This window comes from Massilia sp. GER05 (assembly GCF_052056005.1).
Classification (GTDB): Bacteria; Pseudomonadota; Gammaproteobacteria; order Burkholderiales; family Burkholderiaceae_D; genus Telluria; species Telluria orientalis.
This window is the reverse complement of record NZ_CP178858.1, coordinates 4,874,858-4,891,314: the sequence shown is the minus strand read 5'-3', so window position 1 is coordinate 4,891,314 and position 16,457 is coordinate 4,874,858. Positions and strand designations below refer to the sequence as shown.

Annotated in this window: 14 protein-coding genes and 1 tRNA gene; 4 read left to right on the top strand and 11 right to left on the bottom strand. The window is 62.0% G+C overall.

The genetic code is table 11. The features are described 5' to 3' along the window. The first annotated feature begins 35 nt into the window (after positions 1–35). Together dnaQ and ACL58G_RS21620 are read left to right on the top strand one after the other, a co-directional pair. Positions 36–743 (top strand): DNA polymerase III subunit epsilon, encoded by a 708-nt coding sequence (dnaQ, locus tag ACL58G_RS21625; RefSeq protein WP_413388444.1) that lies wholly within the window; start codon positions 36–38, stop codon positions 741–743. 70 nt (positions 744–813) lie between these two features. After that, positions 814–888 (top strand) — tRNA-Val (locus tag ACL58G_RS21620). A gap of 308 nt (positions 889–1,196) precedes the next feature. Here the strand turns inward: ACL58G_RS21620 and ACL58G_RS21615 are convergent. From ACL58G_RS21615 to ACL58G_RS21590, 6 genes are all read right to left on the bottom strand, one after another. Further along, the gene (locus tag ACL58G_RS21615) at positions 1,197–1,355 is read right to left on the bottom strand and encodes a hypothetical protein (protein WP_413388445.1); all 159 of its coding nucleotides are present in this window, start codon (positions 1,353–1,355) and stop codon (positions 1,197–1,199) included. Beyond that, positions 1,348–1,743, bottom strand: a complete 396-nt coding sequence (locus tag ACL58G_RS21610) for a hypothetical protein (protein ID WP_440963107.1) — start codon at positions 1,741–1,743, stop codon at positions 1,348–1,350. Before ACL58G_RS21610 ends, ACL58G_RS21615 begins: the two co-directional genes overlap by 8 nt. A gap of 185 nt (positions 1,744–1,928) precedes the next feature. Then, positions 1,929–2,420: a pilus assembly protein gene (locus ACL58G_RS21605; protein WP_440963106.1), complete on the bottom strand. Its 492-nt coding sequence runs from the start codon at positions 2,418–2,420 to the stop codon at positions 1,929–1,931. Positions 2,421–2,531: 111 nt separating this feature from the next. Then, the gene (locus tag ACL58G_RS21600) at positions 2,532–3,008 is read right to left on the bottom strand and encodes a TadE/TadG family type IV pilus assembly protein (protein WP_440963105.1); all 477 of its coding nucleotides are present in this window, start codon (positions 3,006–3,008) and stop codon (positions 2,532–2,534) included. Beyond that, on the bottom strand, positions 3,005–4,537 hold the full coding sequence (locus ACL58G_RS21595; protein ID WP_440963104.1) for a pilus assembly protein TadG-related protein: 1,533 nt from the start codon (positions 4,535–4,537) through the stop codon (positions 3,005–3,007). Before ACL58G_RS21595 ends, ACL58G_RS21600 begins: the two co-directional genes overlap by 4 nt. A gap of 109 nt (positions 4,538–4,646) precedes the next feature. Next, positions 4,647–5,159 (bottom strand): hypothetical protein, encoded by a 513-nt coding sequence (locus tag ACL58G_RS21590; protein WP_440963103.1) that lies wholly within the window; start codon positions 5,157–5,159, stop codon positions 4,647–4,649. A gap of 739 nt (positions 5,160–5,898) precedes the next feature. Here ACL58G_RS21590 and ACL58G_RS21585 point away from each other — a divergent pair. Together ACL58G_RS21585 and ACL58G_RS21580 are read left to right on the top strand one after the other, a co-directional pair. Continuing rightward, complete coding sequence (locus ACL58G_RS21585; protein WP_440963102.1) at positions 5,899–6,075, top strand: hypothetical protein; 177 nt, start codon at positions 5,899–5,901, stop codon at positions 6,073–6,075. Positions 6,076–6,212: 137 nt separating this feature from the next. Then, entirely contained in the window at positions 6,213–6,641 is a 429-nt protein-coding gene (locus ACL58G_RS21580; RefSeq protein ID WP_440963101.1) for a hypothetical protein, read from the top strand. A 570-nt stretch (positions 6,642–7,211) separates the two neighbouring features. Here the strand turns inward: ACL58G_RS21580 and ACL58G_RS21575 are convergent. The 5 genes from ACL58G_RS21575 to ACL58G_RS21555 all read right to left on the bottom strand — a co-directional run bounded on the left by ACL58G_RS21575 (position 7,212) and on the right by ACL58G_RS21555 (position 16,399). Further along, positions 7,212–10,790: a pectinesterase family protein gene (locus ACL58G_RS21575; RefSeq protein ID WP_440963100.1), complete on the bottom strand. Its 3,579-nt coding sequence runs from the start codon at positions 10,788–10,790 to the stop codon at positions 7,212–7,214. Positions 10,791–10,820: 30 nt separating this feature from the next. Continuing rightward, entirely contained in the window at positions 10,821–11,402 is a 582-nt protein-coding gene (locus ACL58G_RS21570; protein ID WP_440963099.1) for a PEP-CTERM sorting domain-containing protein, read from the bottom strand. A 12-nt stretch (positions 11,403–11,414) separates the two neighbouring features. After that, a complete protein-coding gene (locus ACL58G_RS21565) occupies positions 11,415–12,062 on the bottom strand; it encodes an NF038129 family PEP-CTERM protein (RefSeq protein ID WP_440963098.1) in 648 nt (215 codons plus the stop codon). A gap of 18 nt (positions 12,063–12,080) precedes the next feature. Beyond that, the gene (locus ACL58G_RS21560; RefSeq protein WP_440963097.1) at positions 12,081–14,180 is read right to left on the bottom strand and encodes a GDSL-type esterase/lipase family protein; all 2,100 of its coding nucleotides are present in this window, start codon (positions 14,178–14,180) and stop codon (positions 12,081–12,083) included. Positions 14,181–14,287: 107 nt separating this feature from the next. Beyond that, complete coding sequence (locus ACL58G_RS21555; protein WP_440963096.1) at positions 14,288–16,399, bottom strand: GDSL-type esterase/lipase family protein; 2,112 nt, start codon at positions 16,397–16,399, stop codon at positions 14,288–14,290. Between the last annotated feature and the right edge of the window lie 58 nt (positions 16,400–16,457).

The following is a 16,457-nucleotide window of genomic DNA, read 5'->3' as shown; positions in this document are numbered from 1 at the left end:
CGGTTCTTTCCACGCTTTTTTGAGTTTCCACGCGCATGCGCCAAATCGTCCTCGATACCGAAACCACAGGCCTGAATCCGCGCACCGGCGACCGCATCATCGAGGTCGGCTGCGTCGAGATCTTCAACCGCAAGCTGACCGGCAATAACTTCCACCGCTACATCAACCCCGAGCGCGACTCGGACGAAGCGGCACTGGCGGTCCACGGCCTGACGACCGAGTTCCTCAGCGATAAGCCGAAGTTCCACGAGATCGCCCACGAACTGCGCGAATTCGTGCAGGGCGCCGAGATCATCATCCATAACGCGCCGTTCGACCTTGCGTTCCTGAACCATGAGTTCGAGCGCATGGGCCTGCCGCCGTTCGTCGAACACTGCTCGAACGTGATCGATACGCTCGTCCATGCCAAGGAACTTCACCCCGGCAAGCGCAACTCGCTGGACGCGCTGTGCGACCGCTACGGCATCTCGAACGCGCACCGCAAGCTGCACGGCGCACTGCTGGACTCGGAGCTGCTGGCCGACGTCTACCTGGCGATGACGCGCGGCCAGAATACGCTGTCGATGGACGTCGAGGTCGAGACGGGCGGCGGCGGCATCGTGCTGGAAGCCGGCCCGCTGGGCGAGATCCTCGTGCTGCCGGCTGCTGCCGACGAGCTCGCCGAGCATGAGAACGTCCTTGCCGCACTCGACAAAGGCGTGAAGGGAGAATGTGTTTGGAGAAAATATTCTCCGCAGGGGTGACAAAACGCAAAAGTCCCCCTATACTGCTCGTCATTGCAGCGACGCAATCGCAGCAAAGCAGTAAAAAGTAGGGCGGTTAGCTCAGGGGTAGAGCACAGCATTCACACTGCTGGGGTCGCAAGTTCGAAACTTGCACCGCCCACCAGAATTTCAGGTTTCGAGTCAAACACGTAGATTCCAACAGCGAGTTGAGCAAAACAACTTTGGGAATTTGGGGGAGCGGAACCAAAAAGAAAGCCAGCGATAAGCTGGCTTTTTTCGTTTGTGCGCCCAGCATGGGCGCACTCTTGCGGGCGAAAGACCGCGAAGCTCTTGTGGTCAAGGCGGCGTGGCGTAGATGCGGCGGTTGTGTGATGAAGGAGTGCGGCCCTTGCCTGGGGACGCCCCGCCTTGTGCCTGAAAGCGCGACGAAAAAATATGGCTGTGTTCGCGATAATTCGGTAACCCGCTCGCCTAGCCGAGCTGGACCGCAGCGCACAGCAGATGGGCCGGCTTCGTGAGCCGGCGATCGTCCAGGACGCGCTGCCAGCCCGAGTCATGGATCAGGTAGCGGCTCGCCACGCCGCGAAACCGCACCAGCCAGGTCTTGAAGCGGCTGTGCCAGCTATTCACGTTTTGAATGTGAATCGCGCCGCGCGCCCGGATGCCCCGCTTTCACGTTCACCGCTTCATGCGTGATGCGGGCCTGCTGCGCGAAATGCCGATAGACGATGGCGCCGTCGGTGATCAAGAGGACGTCGTCCGGCGGCACGGGTTTGAGGCACTCATGTAATTGCGCCACCGTCACCTGGCCGCGCCCCGTATGAAAATCGAGCGTACGGCCACTGCGGTCGCGCGCGACGAGCAGGCAATCGTGTTCCCGGTTGATACCCCGCCGCTTGGCCACGCCACCCCGCTTTCGCGGCGGCCGCGCGAGATTCCGTGCCCCCTTCTGCGATTCGAGCCGATACGTCTCGTCGACTTCGACGATGGCCGACAGCGTTGCCGGCCGGTCGCGCATGGCGCCGGGCACGAACCGGTGGCGCCGACCAGGAGCTGGAAAAAGATAGCAGTACGGGGCAGCGCCGACAGCTGCTGAGGTGGAAGCGGACACAGCTTAAATTAGCCGGCTAAGTGTGTTGACTGACGGGTCCACGTTAAGCACGATTTGCCAAGTGTGGCCCGGCTGCCTTGATCACCGATCGGTCACGGTGGGCAAGGCGGTACGCCCTGCTTGTAGCCTAAGGTTTCGACTGGGGAAATTGTCGGTGCCTTGGGTAGGAGTATCGGCAAATTTACTAGCGGGAACACCGCCTGTGATTGTGCAGCGACGCAGGTGCTGGTATCGCCCGGATCGCAGACCTGAACCTGCACGAAATGGATGCAGCTTCCGGAACGCGGGTTCGCCATGCAGATTTGCTGGTTGGTGGCGGCACAGCTTGGCAGGGAGCTTGTTGGAATTACGGACAGGTCGTACGCCAGGTATTCGATGCGCACGTAGCTGTCGGTAATCGGCGGCGCCAGGGGCAGTTCCCCTGGAGAACTCCGGAAGACGGCGTCCTGTTTCAGGCTGGCGAGTGCCGCAGCATCGGTCGGATAGACGTTGACCGCGGCGGCGGCGGCACGTCGTGTCACCTCTTGCAAGGTATTGAAGACATACATGATGCGTGCAAGTTCGAGGATGCCAAATACAAGCATGAAAAAAAGAGAGCAACTATCGCGAACTCGACCGCAGCCGTGCCCCCTTGGGAAGTGAGTGGACGTACCACGTGGCGTTGCAATGATCGGTCCATGATGTCGATTCTCCGGTCAGTTGCCGACATAGCGCATGGAAATATCTGCGGTGACGACAAGGCCGAATCTGCCCGCATCGATGACACCAAAAATGTCGTCGTACATGCTGAACGTGACGTAGACACGGACGGTGGCCGGGGGGGTGCCGATGACGGTGCCGCACGGCAGATAGTCGCACTGGACGACGGGGACACCCATCGCGGAACCCGGCGCCAATTCCGTCATTTCCTTTTGCGCTATCTGCAAAGCAATGTTGCCGGCTGCCTGCGCCAACGCCGGTGCCTTCATCTCCGCAGCCGATACCTGCGAAAGGTAGCGCGCCGCATCCTGTGCCGCCTTCTGCGCGACGGTGTAGTGCCAGAAGCATCGTGCATAGTAGATCGGGACTGTGAGCAGGACCACGAAGATCGGCACGATCAAGGCCGCCTCGACGGCAGCGACGCCGCGCTGGCGCGTCTTCGGGGACACCCGCTTTGCGGGCGACGTCGTCATGGGTAAATCTCCACTTGGCTGGATATCGACTGTTCCGCGAGCGTTCCCGCAAACTCGGCGATCAGGGAGTTCGCGGTCGCCGGAACGGTCATGAAGAACTTGCCGATTCCGAGGACGGTCGCCGGTACGTTCGAGCCGGCCGGCACGGGGCATGAAAGCAGGGGGATGTTCAGGACGCGACGTTGCGATGTTGAGATGTTCCGGTTCGCTGCGCTCGGCGCACGATAGTTCGCGCCACCCGTGGCTGCATATGGCGTCGAGCTCGAAGGGTAGCCGGATGCAGTTGGGCCAAGCTTATAAAGGTTCGTCCAGTCGCTCGTCGAAAAGGTCGAGTAGCCCGTGGCAGGTTCGGGACTCCCTAGCGACACGTAGGATGGATACTTGGCCGCCTTCGCGAACGTCCACAATGGTCCGTAGGATCCCGCTGTGGTGCCCGCTGGGGCAGCGGGAAGGTCGGCGATCGTCTCGAGCTTGTCGCGAGCGGTTGTGGACATGGCCGCCGCGCTTCCCGTCGTCGGGACCATCCAGGGCGCACCGCCAGTCGTTCCGTAGGCATATGCCTTGATGTTGTAATCCGGCGGCGCGCCGTACGGGCCGCATTGCAGGCTGCTGAAGTCGTCGAAACGCGTGTTGAGTTGCGCGGAGAGGTCGGCCAGAGGCGAAGTCGAAGGCAAGGGGGACACGCGCACCGCGCCGCCCGAAAGCCGCGGCACCCACATGGCTCCCGTGCATATGAATGGTCCGATCAGCGAAGTGTCGAATGTCGAACTGGAGACGCCCGGCGCGATGACAGGATTGATGAGGTAGCGGACCGGCGAGGTTCCGTTCGGGTTGAGTTGCATGAGATCGTAGCTGATGCCGCGGCGGAAACCGTATTCGACCAGTTCGGTGGCCGGGGTGCCCGTGTTCGTGCGCGCGACGGCGGGGGTCGAGTCCATCGCGCATACCCCGATTGGCGTGACCGAAATCTGCTTGCGTCCTGCAATGGCGCTGTCGCTGAGTTGTACCGTTCTCTGCGACGACGGGAGTATCCAGATGAGAAATGTGTTGACCTGGCCCGCTGCAGGGTCGAGCGCAGACGTGTCGACCTTGGCGAAGTACAAACCCGACGGGGATGAACCGTCGACCCACGTTCCCGTGCGCGAAGAATCGGTGCTGAAGGTGAGGGCCGCGTCGTTCCATGCGAACGAGGTTCCGCGATTGAAGTGTTGGTACTTCAGACTCTCCGCCGTTTCCTTTGCCTTTGCCCGTGCTGCAGCGATGCCGGCCGAGGTGCCGTTCAGCTCATGTGCCGCCGCCAAGGCAATATTCTTGGCAAACCCGTTGAGGTCCACCTTGCGGTTATAGATTTGTCCAAGGTCCAGCGCCAACGCACAAATTCCGATCATCAGGAGAAGGAGCGGCATCGCCATGATGGCGAACGCGCCACCTTGCCGATAGCGCGGTGGACACATGCGCGGAGACTTCGATGGCATCCCGCTGCCGTGCCAACCCGGCGACCGCAAGGATGTATTGCGCTTCGATGGCATTCGTTCCTCGTCAGTCCTTGTGTTATCAATGCCCGGCCGCATCGACGCGTGGAGCCGATGCGGTTGGGTGACGTGTGTCCATGTGCCAAGGCAAACAGAATCTGCCTGGTCAGGGTTCGGCCGGTACGGGGTCTGCCTGCTCGGACTGTTTCCCTGGAAGTTTTTTGGGTGTCGATCCGAGGAGAACGCTCAGGGCGGCCACGCCAAGGATCCAGGCCGCGAGAGGCAGGAACATAAATCCGACATAGTGGCGGTAGATGGCGATTACGATTGCACCGCCGCCGCACATGATCAGGCCGGCCCAAACAGGGCGTTCCCGACAAAGACGAATGCGGTACCAGGGGACCATGCTGCAGCCAATGGCGAAAACCCCGAGCAGTACAGTACTTCCCAGTACGATCAGGAGACCGAGGCTGCTTCCAGTCATCAGCAGCACGATTGGCCAGCCAATGTTGGAAATTCCGGTGTCCGTTTTGACGTGTACGAGGAGGGCGTCCCCGCCTTCAGATTTTGCCCGTCGGATGCGTAGCATCGATAATAGGGCAGGGGAGAGCAAGAGTATCGTCATCAGAAGGTATGCAAGCAGGCTTGCGTGAACCATGAATAGCCACGTGTTCATCATTGCTGCCCCGCCTGCTGAATATGCCAGCACGACGCATACGTTGCCTGGTGAAGCGAAATGGGACGACCCAAGCCATCTAGCGCTCATGAGATTGCCTTCCCTGTCATTTTGTAGTCTGGCTGCTGAATAACTGAGAGCCATTGTTTCGAGGAAGTCTGCACGCAAGCCTAGTAGCTGGCAATCAAACGAAGGGGTTTGCTTGACGGAGATCAGGCAACGTAAATCAAACCCCGGGCAATCGCCATTAGATCGGGGATCACTCACGTCATGCAATTTTGAATGCCAACTTCCGCCACCTTCTAACTCAAGCGGCTTGGTTCATCAGAAGTCCGCGCTTCGTGATGCGAGAGGCTTTTCTCTATTGGACGATATTGCCGGATTAAGAGACGATAAGGCAAAAGTGATTTTAATGGATGGCGGCGAATTGGAATTCGGTTGTACGTACTTGATAGGTCAGTTTGATTCCCGTTGATCTTACGGATCTGGTTCGGCTCTCATCAAGGCAATTCAGCGCCACGAGACTCACAACGGTGTCAACATTCGCACCGGCTCGCGCAGCGCGCGTCGAGGGCGCTCAAGTGATAATTGACGCTGCGAAATGTACCGAAACACTCTCTCGTGAACTGGTCTTCGACTAACCGGGCATCAACGTCTGAGAAGTCGAGTGCAACACGACGTTAATGAGGGACCTCAACAAGCTATGGCAACAGCTCCGATATTTTTGGAAGGGATGAAGGCAATGTACAAACAAACCTCACCGGCCGATGGGTGGCACTTTGTGTCCAAGGACGAAGTGAGCGGCAAGCCCATCGTGTTCCCGCTGGCGGCCTGGGCAGTTGTGGACGACGGCTCGGCGGTCATTGGCCTTGTCGGAGATGTGCTGGGTGGTGGCCCTCGCCGTGAGAGTTCCAGTTAATATTCAATGGCCCGCCTGATTGGTGTTCCGCCGATCGAGGGTGCATACAAACATGTTAACGACATGACGATGGCTGAACTGGCCGCCGTGAAATCGAATGACTCGAGCGAAAATTAACAAAGAGACCAACGCGGAAAATGGAATCGATTGATCTTGACGGTCTGGTGCGGCGAGTGGAGGCCTGTTACGACACCATCAAAGCACATGCTCGTTCGAAAATGGAATTCCATCGTAACTATCAACGAATGTTAGTCGCGCTCGCGGCAGACTTTGGCTGCGTGGGGGAGGCGGAATTCGAAGTGCCGGAAATGGAGGGAGAGTACCGCGGATTTATAGATGTCGCGTGGCTGCGCGACTCGAAGATAATTCTGGCTATTGAAATTGACTCTGCTTCTCGACAGAAGTCCTTGAAAAAACTCGGAAAGATGTCAGATTGCGAGAGGCTTTGGATTTATTATGGTCGGAGGACAGATGCCGAACTCAGGCAATGCTTGGAGTTTCCACTGCGACTGCGGTTGGTGTGTCTTCCGTATACTGGGCGCCATTCCTTTCATTCATCAATTTGACGCTGCAATTCAACAGCGGTTCAACAATATCTTAGTCCATATCAATTGTTTTATTCACTGAGTTCCAAGTCAGTCGAAAATGATGCGGTCATGGTGTCGACTTACTGGTGCGGGAAGGTGGTATTCGAGAGCCGCGGTCGCTAGTGCGGCACACGCCACATTAGTATTGTTGCCGCGATTCCGGGTTGGCGAGACAACGTGCGAGGGGCTGGCCAACCTATCCAGAACCATTTCTGGCAGCGTAACGTGTAGCCGCAGGACATCGTCCGCGCCGCCCAGGCGCAGCTGGCTGGTCCTTGCTTGCGCTCCAGTCGCGCCAGACGGGTTCGACTCCCGTCCTCGCCTCCAGCATTTCTATGGATCGGCGCTGTGGCGCTGGTCTATGTCTGCGGCACGCTTCACAACTGTCGAAGATGGTCTGAATCCCCCATTGGTTTATGGCGCGAACGCGACTACATGCGCCGCGTGTCGAGCCGCTTGACGGAACCGGTCGGACCACAGCGTCCTTGTACAGCGTCGCAAGAAGAATGCCCCGCGAACGTGCGGGGCGCTCCCAAGTCTCGCGTGCGCTTACGGCTGCGGATTCCAGCCCACACCGTCGCCGTAGGCTGAGAATACCTTTGCGCGGGTTGCGAACCTGTCCGCAACGTCGGCATCGCTGAGCGTGTAGCCACCTACGCGCATGCGCAGGTCGATCGGTGTGCCGGCCAGTGTCGTGCTGCCGTACTCGCGCCAGCCGGAACTGGCGTTTGGCACGGTCGGGTTCGGCGCAGGCTGGCCGTTCACGCCCAGCCCGGCCCACCCGGCGGCTGCGATGTGCGTATCCATCTTGCAGTTGATGAAGGCGATGTTGTCCCAGGACGCGGTGCCGCCCGGGCTGCGCGCCAGGTAGGTGGCACCCGCCGGCATGTCGCCGTGATTGGGGCCGGGGCCCGGGCCATGGGTCAGCGTGCTGTTGAGGAACACGTAACCGATGTCGCTGGCGGACGGCACGCGGGCCTGCAGCACATAGCCGCCGCCGGTCGCGCTGGTACTGATGCCGACGCTGCGGATCTCGCTGTTCTCGAACAGGGCTGCGTGGCTGCCGCCCCAGATGAAGTCGACGTTACCGGCCACCAGGGCATTGTAGAACCATGCCCAGCCCTTCAGGTTCAGCGTGTCCTGCTCGCTGTAGAAGCTGGCGTTCTTCGCCACCAGGCGCGTGTCGCTGTTGAAGTACAGCGTTTCCGCCTGGCCCGAGATCGACGGCGAGAGAATGGTCGTGTTCTTCAGACTGAGATTGTCGAGCACCAGCATGTCCGAAGACTCGATCAGCATCACCGCACGCCCGCCGGCCGGGGAACCGGTCGTGGTCGGCGGCTGGCTCGCCCCGGTGCCCGGATTCAGGCTGTCGTTATTGGTGTAGCGGACCAGGACGCCGTCGCGGCTTTCGCCCTTGATCGTCACGTTGTCCTTGCCCTTCAAGAACAGCAATTCATCGTACGTGCCGTTTTTCACGTTGACCGTCACCGGCGCCGTTTTCGAGAACTTCTGCATCGCGTAGTTCAGCGCGCCCTGCACCGTGCGGAAATCCGCTGCATCGTCGTCGTCATCGACCGTGACTGTGCTGGCGGTCGGTGCGGCCGCCTTCGTGGTGAACGACCAGCCGCCCAGCTTGCCAATGCCGACGAAAGGCGTGCCACCCAGCGTGGTATTGGTGAACACGCCGTCTGCAATGGCGACGTAATAGTCGGTCCCGTAGTCCAGCTTGCCGCTGTGCAGTGCGATCGTCGCCGTATTGCCGTCGATCCGGATCGGCGTCGTGTTCACGCGCCGAACGACGGTCTGCCCGGCATAGCCGATCGCGTCCGTCTCCCCGCGAGTGCGGATCACGTCCACCAGGCTATCGTCGGCCATGCGGAAGACGCGGATGCTGCCGTTCGTGCCCAGCGTCGGCGGACTGTCGAAGGTGAGCTTGAGCACGGTATCGATGTTGGCGGCGCTGGCCCGTGCGGCCGGAGCACTTGCGCCCTGGAGCCGGTAAGTCTGGGTTGGCTGGACGAATTGCGGCGCCACGTTGGCCGTGACGGTACGGGTGAGCGTGGATTCGGAACCGCTGGTGAAGACGATGCTGGCGTTGCCGGCGGACAGCGGCGTCAGCGTGACGGTATTCCCGCTGGCGACCGCGCTGACCACGCCCGGATTGCTGGAGCTGACGGCGAAGCTGTCGGCTGCTCCATCGGCGGCGACGGCGGTGACGGTGATGCGTGTCGGCGCATCCCCCGCTTCCGCCGTATAGGTCGGGGCCGATGGGTTCAGGGTCAGCTGCACCGGTTTCATGCGCGGGTCGCCCACGTGCACGTCGTCGATCTGGAACGACTTGTTGGTCGTGTACAGGCCGATCAGGCCACGCTGCGTGAACGACGCATCGGTCACCGAGCCCATGTTCTTGCCGTCCAGGTAGACGGTGAGCTTGCTGCCGATCAGCTCGAAACGCACGGTATAGAACTGGGCGTCCATGGCAATCGGCGACCTTGCCTGGACCACGCGACTCAGCGAGCCGTTCAGCATCTTGGCGATCTCGACCTGCGTGCTGGTGGTGCTGCTTTGCACGTTCAGGCCGGCGCCATACCAGTTCCCGGCATCGACGTAGCGGGTGATCAGGTAGAGCTGCTTGGTGCTGGTGGCGCCGTTGGTCATCGGGCGGATGCGCGCCTCCAGGTAGTAGTCCGCGGACGCGACGCCGGTGAATGCGCCAGGCTTGACCAGGGCCAGCACGCCGCCGGTCGTGGCGGCCGTGTACTGCAACACCTTGCTGGCGCTGCCGGCTGCTTCCGGAACGACGCTGAAGCTGCCGTTCGGTCCCGCTACCGGCTTCAGGTCCCATTTGTCGGCCGTATCGTTCTGGAAGTCGTCGCAGAAGTAGAGGCCGGACGTGGGGCAGTTCAGGACGGGGCCCGTGTCGACGGTGACTTTGCCGGTGCCGGTGATCGCCGTCGTCAGCTTGCCGCCACCGGCCTGCGCCAGCGCATTCGCCTTGACCAGCGCGGCGGGGCGGAGTGTGTAGGCATACGGCGGCGTCCACGTCGTCGCGTTCGACACCGCACACGCGCCCAGTGCCGCGCCGTTCAGCAGCGAGCCGGTGTCCTTGAAGGTGCCGGCCGTGGCGTCGCCCGGATTCCTGACCACGCTGTCGCAGCCGCTCGCGCCCGCGATCTCGAACACGTTCGCGTTCGACAGGATCTTCGCGTTCGCGCCGGGGCCCACGCTATAGCTGTTCTTGTACACGTCGGCCGTCTTGCTGCCCACGTAGTAGTTGTTGAAGAGGTGGACCTGGCCGAAACGCACGCGCGGCGCACGCGACTGGATCGCGCGGAACACGTTGTTGCTGAAGGTGACGCGCAGCTTGCCTTCGTCCGCCGTGGCGGTAGGACTGGAGCCGACCAGGTTGTTCTTGTCGTGCTCGCCGAACACGTTGTACGACACCGTCACGTAGTCGGACGCGTTGGTGATGTCGACGGCGCCGTCGTGGCACTGCTTCACGTGGCCGTTCTCGATCGGCAGGAAGTTGTCCGTGACCGGCGCGTCGGTGAACGAGTTGTGGTCGATCCACACGTGATCCGAGCCCGAGATGCCGATCGCGTCATAGGCCGCGTTCCAGTTGCCTGTCGATCCGTCGGTCGGATCCCAGATCGGCCCGACGTCGCACGGATTCTGGATCTTCAGGTTGCGGATGATGATCTGGCTGACGTTCGACAGGATGATGTGGCCGTTGACGAGCCCGGCGCTCGCGCCGTCGCCGATCAGCGTCGTATTGCTCTTGAGGCGGATGGCGCCGCGCGCCGCCTGGTCGAAGGTCGAGGTGTATGGCTTGCCCTCGGTCATGTCGACTGTGCCGGCCAGCTTGATGATCTTCGGCGTCGTGCCGCCGTTGGCGATCGCTGCCAGCAGCTGGGCTCGGTTGGTGACGGTATAGATCTGGTCGGCGGTGGCGCCGGCGCCGGCCGTGGTGCCTCCGCCCTGGCTGGCCCAGCCATCTGGAGGCGCGGTCGCACGGGCAGGGTCGGTCGTGGCGCCATGTGCAATGGTCGCCATATTGCCTGCCGCGCACAGGGCGCCCGCAAGCAGGGCGGTCGCGCGCAGCGCCGCCTTGACGTTCAGGTATCGCATTCGATTCTCCTTGAAGGGGACGGTCGTCGATCAGGCACGTGATGTGCGCTTGCGGCGGGCAGCTGCCAGCCCGGTCGCGCCGGCCAGCAACAGGGCCGCGCTGGCCGGTTCGGGCACCGCGGTGGTGCCGAGCTGGGCGCTGAACTGGCCGAAGCCGTCGGTCCAGACGAGTCCGCTCAAATCCAACCCGATCCCGTGGTCGCCCAGGATCGTCAGGCCCGGCACGCCGCTCACCAGGCCGCTGCCGTCGACGAGGGTGAAGCTGGCGATCGGGTGCGCCAGGCCGCTGCCGAAATCGAAGGTCAGCCGGTAGTCGGCATTGCTGGCGGCCGGCAGGTTGTTGTAGACGGTCAGCAGGCCGGTTGTCGAGAAATCGAATCCGAACAAGGCGTCGGCGGTCAGGAATTCGACGCCGGTGTTGCTGGGGTCAAGGGTGGTCGTATTGCTGCCGGCTTCGACCTGGAAATCATGATCGAGTCCGACAATATCCGCGGCGTTGCCGTTATACCTCGCGGTGATGCTGGCAGTCTTGTCCAGGGAAATGGGCGCCGCGTAGGCCTGCCCGGCGGCGAGGGTTGCCAATACCAGGGTCTTCAGAATGATTGTTTTCATGGACGCTCCGATTTAGATGTCGTGACCGGTTGACGGGGCATGTCGCGATGCCGCCGCGCGGCGACGCTTGTGCCGTCGAACCAGGCCCAGCACGGCCAATCCGCTCAAAAACAATCCCGACGGTTCGGGAATGGCGCTCACTGTCCCCATGCCGTTGGGTGAGGAGACCAGCACCTGACCGGGCGAGCCATTGGAAAGCGGTAGCAATTCGAATGCGGCGAAACTGCCGGCTCCGCCGATGTAGCTGCCGAAGCCGCTGCTATACAAGGTGGCGTTGAACTGCGACGCATCGACATTGACGGTGCTCGCAAAGTCGCCATCGAACTGCACATCGAAGCTGAACAGTCCTCCGAGGCTGACCCACTGGGTGAAATAGCTTCCTCCGCCTTGATTGCCGAGTGCGACCTGCCCTGGCACGAGGCCGGTCACCCCGGTGGAGCGATCGAACTCCGGGCCGAACGCGCCGACGAAGTGGTTCAGCACGGCAGTCGCCGGCGTCGCCCCCGCATTTGCCAGGAAGGTGAAATCCATCAGCGCCTGGCCGGTATGGGCAGCGGTGTTCACGGTGACGTGGTAGCGCGGGACTGCCTGCGCAGCGCCATGTGCAAACAGCGCCCATGCGAACAGGCATTGCGGAACGAACGTTTTTACATTACGCATGATTGAGTCTTTCCGGATTTAGAAATTGCCGATATAAATCGAATTCGTGTAAGCGATGGCGACCTTGTTCGGGTTGCTATAGGTGACCGGCACGGTAAGCGATGCGCCGGGCGCGAGCGCAGCGGCGGCAGCGGTGATGTAAGAGACGCCGTCGTGCGTGCCGCTGGCGTTGTCGAGCGTGACGCCGGCGGTGAGGTGGTTGAATGCCAGCTGAAACGGACCCGTGAGCGTGGTTCCGCTCGTATTGGTCAGCGTGATGGATGCCGTATATTTATTGGTGATCCGGTTCCATGTCAGGCCCGAGCGCAGCAACGAGAAACCGGATGTGCCGTCGACAAACGTCGGCTCCGGGTTCTTTGCACTCCCCGACACTTTGACGCCGTAAATGGCCAGCATTTTTCCCAGGGTGCCGGCCGTATTCCACGGGAATACCCGGACATACAATGTGCGCCCGGCCGGTACCTGGACAACGACGGGGTAGACGAGCCTCGCCGTGAACGTGTCCTTCACGAACTTCAAGGGTGCAGTATTCAGCCTGGTCGAACCCGAGAAATCCGAATTCAGCGAGTATTCGATATCGGCGACCACCGTCGATCCACCGCTGCTGGTCAGGTAGGTGGAAATCGTGTCGACCGTAAAAGTGCCATTTCCGGGCGAGACGGCGAATTGCAGGAACTGGCGGTCATTGCGTACCGGCGAATCGGCCACGTAACGGGCAACCGTCGTGTCCTGGCCATCGACCGCAATCACCTTCGATGACTGCGCAACGAGCCCGCTCACGCTGGCATTGCTGCCGGTGACAAGCCCATCGGTAACCGGCGAGAGCGAGGTGCCGGCGGTAAACCAGCTGGCATACGAGGGGATGCCGCCGGCGGCGGAAATACCGGTTCCCTGGACAGCCAGCGTCGTATTCAGAGGCACGTTACCCACGGTAAAGCTGACATTGCCGCCGTAGCTCTTCGCTTCACCCGGCGTGAACCGGACCGCCAGCGGTTGAATGAATGCTCCGTTTGCAAAAGGGATGCCGACACTCTGTGTCCAGTTGACGTTATCCAGCGATAGGGAAAAATTCGTCGGGGCCGTCACGGTGACCGTTCCCGCCGCGGGGTCCAGGTCGAATGCGGACAGCGTCACGCTTTTTGTCGTCGGCATGCCCACGTAGCGTGTGGCGTAGTCCAGAGTGCCAGGGCTGGCGATGAGCGAGGTGACCGGTACCATATGGTCATTCAGAATGGCGAGCTTCTTCATCCCCTCGACCGCGCGCTTGGCGATCAGATTGGCAAACAAGACCTGCGGGTGAGTGCTGTCCGCCGCAATATAGAGGTTTGCCGTCGCCGCCGCGTCGCCGTAGCTTTCCACGATCTTCCTGGTCTCGGCAGTGATATCGACGAAAGGAACGGAGTACTTGGCCGCCACTGCTTTCATTGCGGCGACATAATCTCCGCGAGCATAGGTTTCTCCACCGATCACGCCGACATTGTGCTGTCCAGTCGGCGTAATCGTCGTGCCGCTGAAGTATTTGCGCACGATGGGGGATATCAGGATTGGATTGGCGCCTCTTGCTCGAATCTGCTGGACATATTTTTTCAGCCACTGGTAATACGAGTGTTCCGAGATGTCGACCGTTGGGTCGACCTTGTCCGGGCGGCCCACGCATGCCTCGCCATCCATGGTCCCATCGCTGCAGAAGGCGTACGTGCCGTACGTGGCGTAATCCGAGCCCGATTTTTGATCGTTGTGAGCGAACTGGACGATGACATAGTCGCCTGCACTGATTTTCGGGAGGATGGCGGGCCAGCGCGTGGCTTCGTAGTAAAAACTTCTCGAACTGCGGCCACCGAGGGCCCAATTGTTGACCTTGACTGTCGAATCGAAAAACTGCGGCATTGCTTCGCCCCAGCCCATTTGCGGACGGCGATCCTGCGTGTACATCGTCATCGTCGAATCGCCCAGCATATGAATGACGGGGCTGGCCGCGGTCGGCGTAACGGACGACTCCGCCGTCGCGAGGAGCCTGGGGGACGCCGACGTCGAACCAACCCCGCTTCCGCCGCCACAGGCGATCAGGCCGGCGGACAGCGTCAGCGTGCCGCCTAAACGAATGAATAAGCGCTTCATCTTCCTTTGTCTCCACTTGTTGTTGTCAGAGCAGTTGATAGTGCTTAAGGACGCCGGACAGTAACAACCGGTTCGTGCCGCCTGGCCGACCGGTCGTGCCCGACACTTCAGCGCCGTTGGTTTTCCTCCTTCGGCGCTTGTGCGAGAACCCACATGAAATACAGGACCTTGGCCGCCTTGACCCTTGTCACCCCGGCCCGCGGTTCGAGCAGCCGGCCGTTGACCATGCGCCCGCGGGCGATCCCGGCTTCCGACCGGATCAGCCCCAGCTCGTAGGCGTCGCGCAGCTTGTCCGCGTAGACCGGCGCGGCGTCGCCCGTGTCCACCACTTGGGTCCAGCGCACGAGCGGGTAGTACATGGCGCCGCGTGCGCCGGTGTCCAGGTTCGGGTCGTAGCCCGGGCTGCCGGGAAGGAGGGTCTTGCCGTTGTAGTCGGTCATGTAGGCGGGCTTGGCCGCGAACGTCGCGTGGTAGGCATCGTCCAGGATGGCCCCCATGACTTCGCGCGACAGCGGACCGTCCGCGTAGGCGGAAAGCAGCCCGGCGGGCAAGCGCATCAGCATCGCCAGCGCCTCGCGGAACTCGCTCGTTCGCATCGGCGCCTCGGGATGGAAGCGGCCCTGCGCATCCTTGTGGAGCGCGCCCAATTGCAGCAGTTTCTCGATCTGGTTGCGATAGTAGGCGCCGTCGCCGTCCGTGATGTCGGCCGCGATTTCCGGGTAGACCGGCGACCAGTCGTTCACCGCGATCGCCCGGCGCACCTCGGGACGAAGCTGGGCCACCATGCGGCCGGCCACCGGATCGCCCGGGTTGCCGTCACCGGCGAGGCGGGCCAGTTCGGTCACCACCATGCGCGCATACTGTTTGGCGAGCGTTTCCTTGAAATGCGTGCCGTCGATCTTGTTGGCGGGATGACCGTTGGCATAGCTGCCGTCGTTGGTCTTGCCCGGCGTCTCCCCGGCTTCGATCGACATCACCATCGCGGTAATGGCCTGCTGGCCGGTGGCGTTGTAGTACTCGACGCTGCGCGCGTTCAGGTCGACGACCGGGACGTCCAGTTCGGCGCCGAGCTTCCGCATCAGGTCCGGAAAGCGGCGCTTGTCGAAGGAATCGACGTAGGGCTGACCCGGCTTTTGTGCGCCGTTCACGCGCGACATCGGCGTGACGAAGACCGGCACCATGCCGCGTGCGCGGATGGCGGGCACGTAGACCTCGCGGATCATTTCCTCGTACATCGCCTCGGTGGCGCCGCGGCCGAAGCGGCGCGTCTCATCGAGGCTCTCGTCGTTGTGCCCGAACTGGATCATGACGACGTCGCCGGCGTACCCGGTCAGCAGCAGGTCGTTCAGCCGGCCTTCCGCGTAGGCGCTGCGGAACGAACGTCCGCCCATCGAGTAGTTCACGACCCGAACCCTGGTCGAATCGAACAGCCGGCCGATGACCTGGCCCCAGCCGCTCATCGGGGCCTCGTCGAAGGTGTACGACTTGACCGTGGAATCGCCCAGCGTGTAGATGGCGGGCAGTACGCCGGCGGGGCGCGCCTGCGGCGGGATCGGACTCAACACGATTTCCGAGAGCCCGACCGGCACGCCGGCCTTCTTCGGTTCGATCTCGATGTCGATGGCGCCGCGGCCGTTCACGTAGCGGTAGGTCCAGTCGCGTCCCTGCGCCACCGCCATGGTCTTGTTCGGCAGCCGGCCCGCGGCGTCCCAGAAGACCGGCTGGGACAGGCGGCTGGCTTGCATGCCGGTCACGGCAACCGTCGTGTCGGCCGCGTCCGATGTGGTCTTCACGCGGATCGCGAACGCGCCGGGCCCCGTCTTGATGCGGAAGGCCATGCCGAAGTTGTTGTAATGATCGGTGCCTGCGTTCGGATCGAGCGCGGGTTCCGTGACGACATAGCCGGCGGCCGTGCGCCGGATGGACGCCGTGTGGACGGGACGGGCCGGTAGCGCCCCCGTCGCGCCGACGAAGCCGTAGCCGGTGGCGGCGTCATACAGCGGGACATCGTTGCCGGGCCTGGCCTGGACTGCGATCGCGTCCGTTGCGGGACGGCTCGTGAAATCGTAGCGAAGCTCGACGCCGGGCTGGGACGCCTGCGGTTCGGCCCGACCGGGCAGCGCGCACCAGAACAGGCATGCAGCGACCGTGGCGGCGCGTGCGAAAGGACGCGTCCTGGCGAACGGGCGTGCCGCAGTCGGATGAGGGAGGTGTGTCATATGGTCGGCGAAAAAATCCCAGGCAGGAACATCCGGCCTGGGCAAAGGAGACAGCCCC

What these genes read in the sequence shown, in the direction of transcription:
- dnaQ (WP_413388444.1), top strand. Translation starts at nt 36, where the DNA reads ATGCGCCAAATCGTCCTCGATACCGAAACCACAGGCCTGAATCCGCGC.
- ACL58G_RS21610 (WP_440963107.1), bottom strand. Translation starts at nt 1,743, where the DNA reads ATGCGCGACCGGCCGGCAACGCTGTCGGCCATCGTCGAAGTCGACGAG.
- ACL58G_RS21605 (WP_440963106.1), bottom strand. Translation starts at nt 2,420, where the DNA reads ATGCTTGTATTTGGCATCCTCGAACTTGCACGCATCATGTATGTCTTC.
- ACL58G_RS21600 (WP_440963105.1), bottom strand. Translation starts at nt 3,008, where the DNA reads ATGACGACGTCGCCCGCAAAGCGGGTGTCCCCGAAGACGCGCCAGCGC.
- ACL58G_RS21595 (WP_440963104.1), bottom strand. Translation starts at nt 4,537, where the DNA reads ATGCCATCGAAGCGCAATACATCCTTGCGGTCGCCGGGTTGGCACGGC.
- ACL58G_RS21590 (WP_440963103.1), bottom strand. Translation starts at nt 5,159, where the DNA reads ATGATGAACACGTGGCTATTCATGGTTCACGCAAGCCTGCTTGCATAC.
- ACL58G_RS21585 (WP_440963102.1), top strand. Translation starts at nt 5,899, where the DNA reads ATGTACAAACAAACCTCACCGGCCGATGGGTGGCACTTTGTGTCCAAG.
- ACL58G_RS21580 (WP_440963101.1), top strand. Translation starts at nt 6,213, where the DNA reads ATGGAATCGATTGATCTTGACGGTCTGGTGCGGCGAGTGGAGGCCTGT.
- ACL58G_RS21575 (WP_440963100.1), bottom strand. Translation starts at nt 10,790, where the DNA reads ATGCGATACCTGAACGTCAAGGCGGCGCTGCGCGCGACCGCCCTGCTT.
- ACL58G_RS21570 (WP_440963099.1), bottom strand. Translation starts at nt 11,402, where the DNA reads ATGAAAACAATCATTCTGAAGACCCTGGTATTGGCAACCCTCGCCGCC.
- ACL58G_RS21565 (WP_440963098.1), bottom strand. Translation starts at nt 12,062, where the DNA reads ATGCGTAATGTAAAAACGTTCGTTCCGCAATGCCTGTTCGCATGGGCG.
- ACL58G_RS21560 (WP_440963097.1), bottom strand. Translation starts at nt 14,180, where the DNA reads ATGAAGCGCTTATTCATTCGTTTAGGCGGCACGCTGACGCTGTCCGCC.
- ACL58G_RS21555 (WP_440963096.1), bottom strand. Translation starts at nt 16,399, where the DNA reads ATGACACACCTCCCTCATCCGACTGCGGCACGCCCGTTCGCCAGGACG.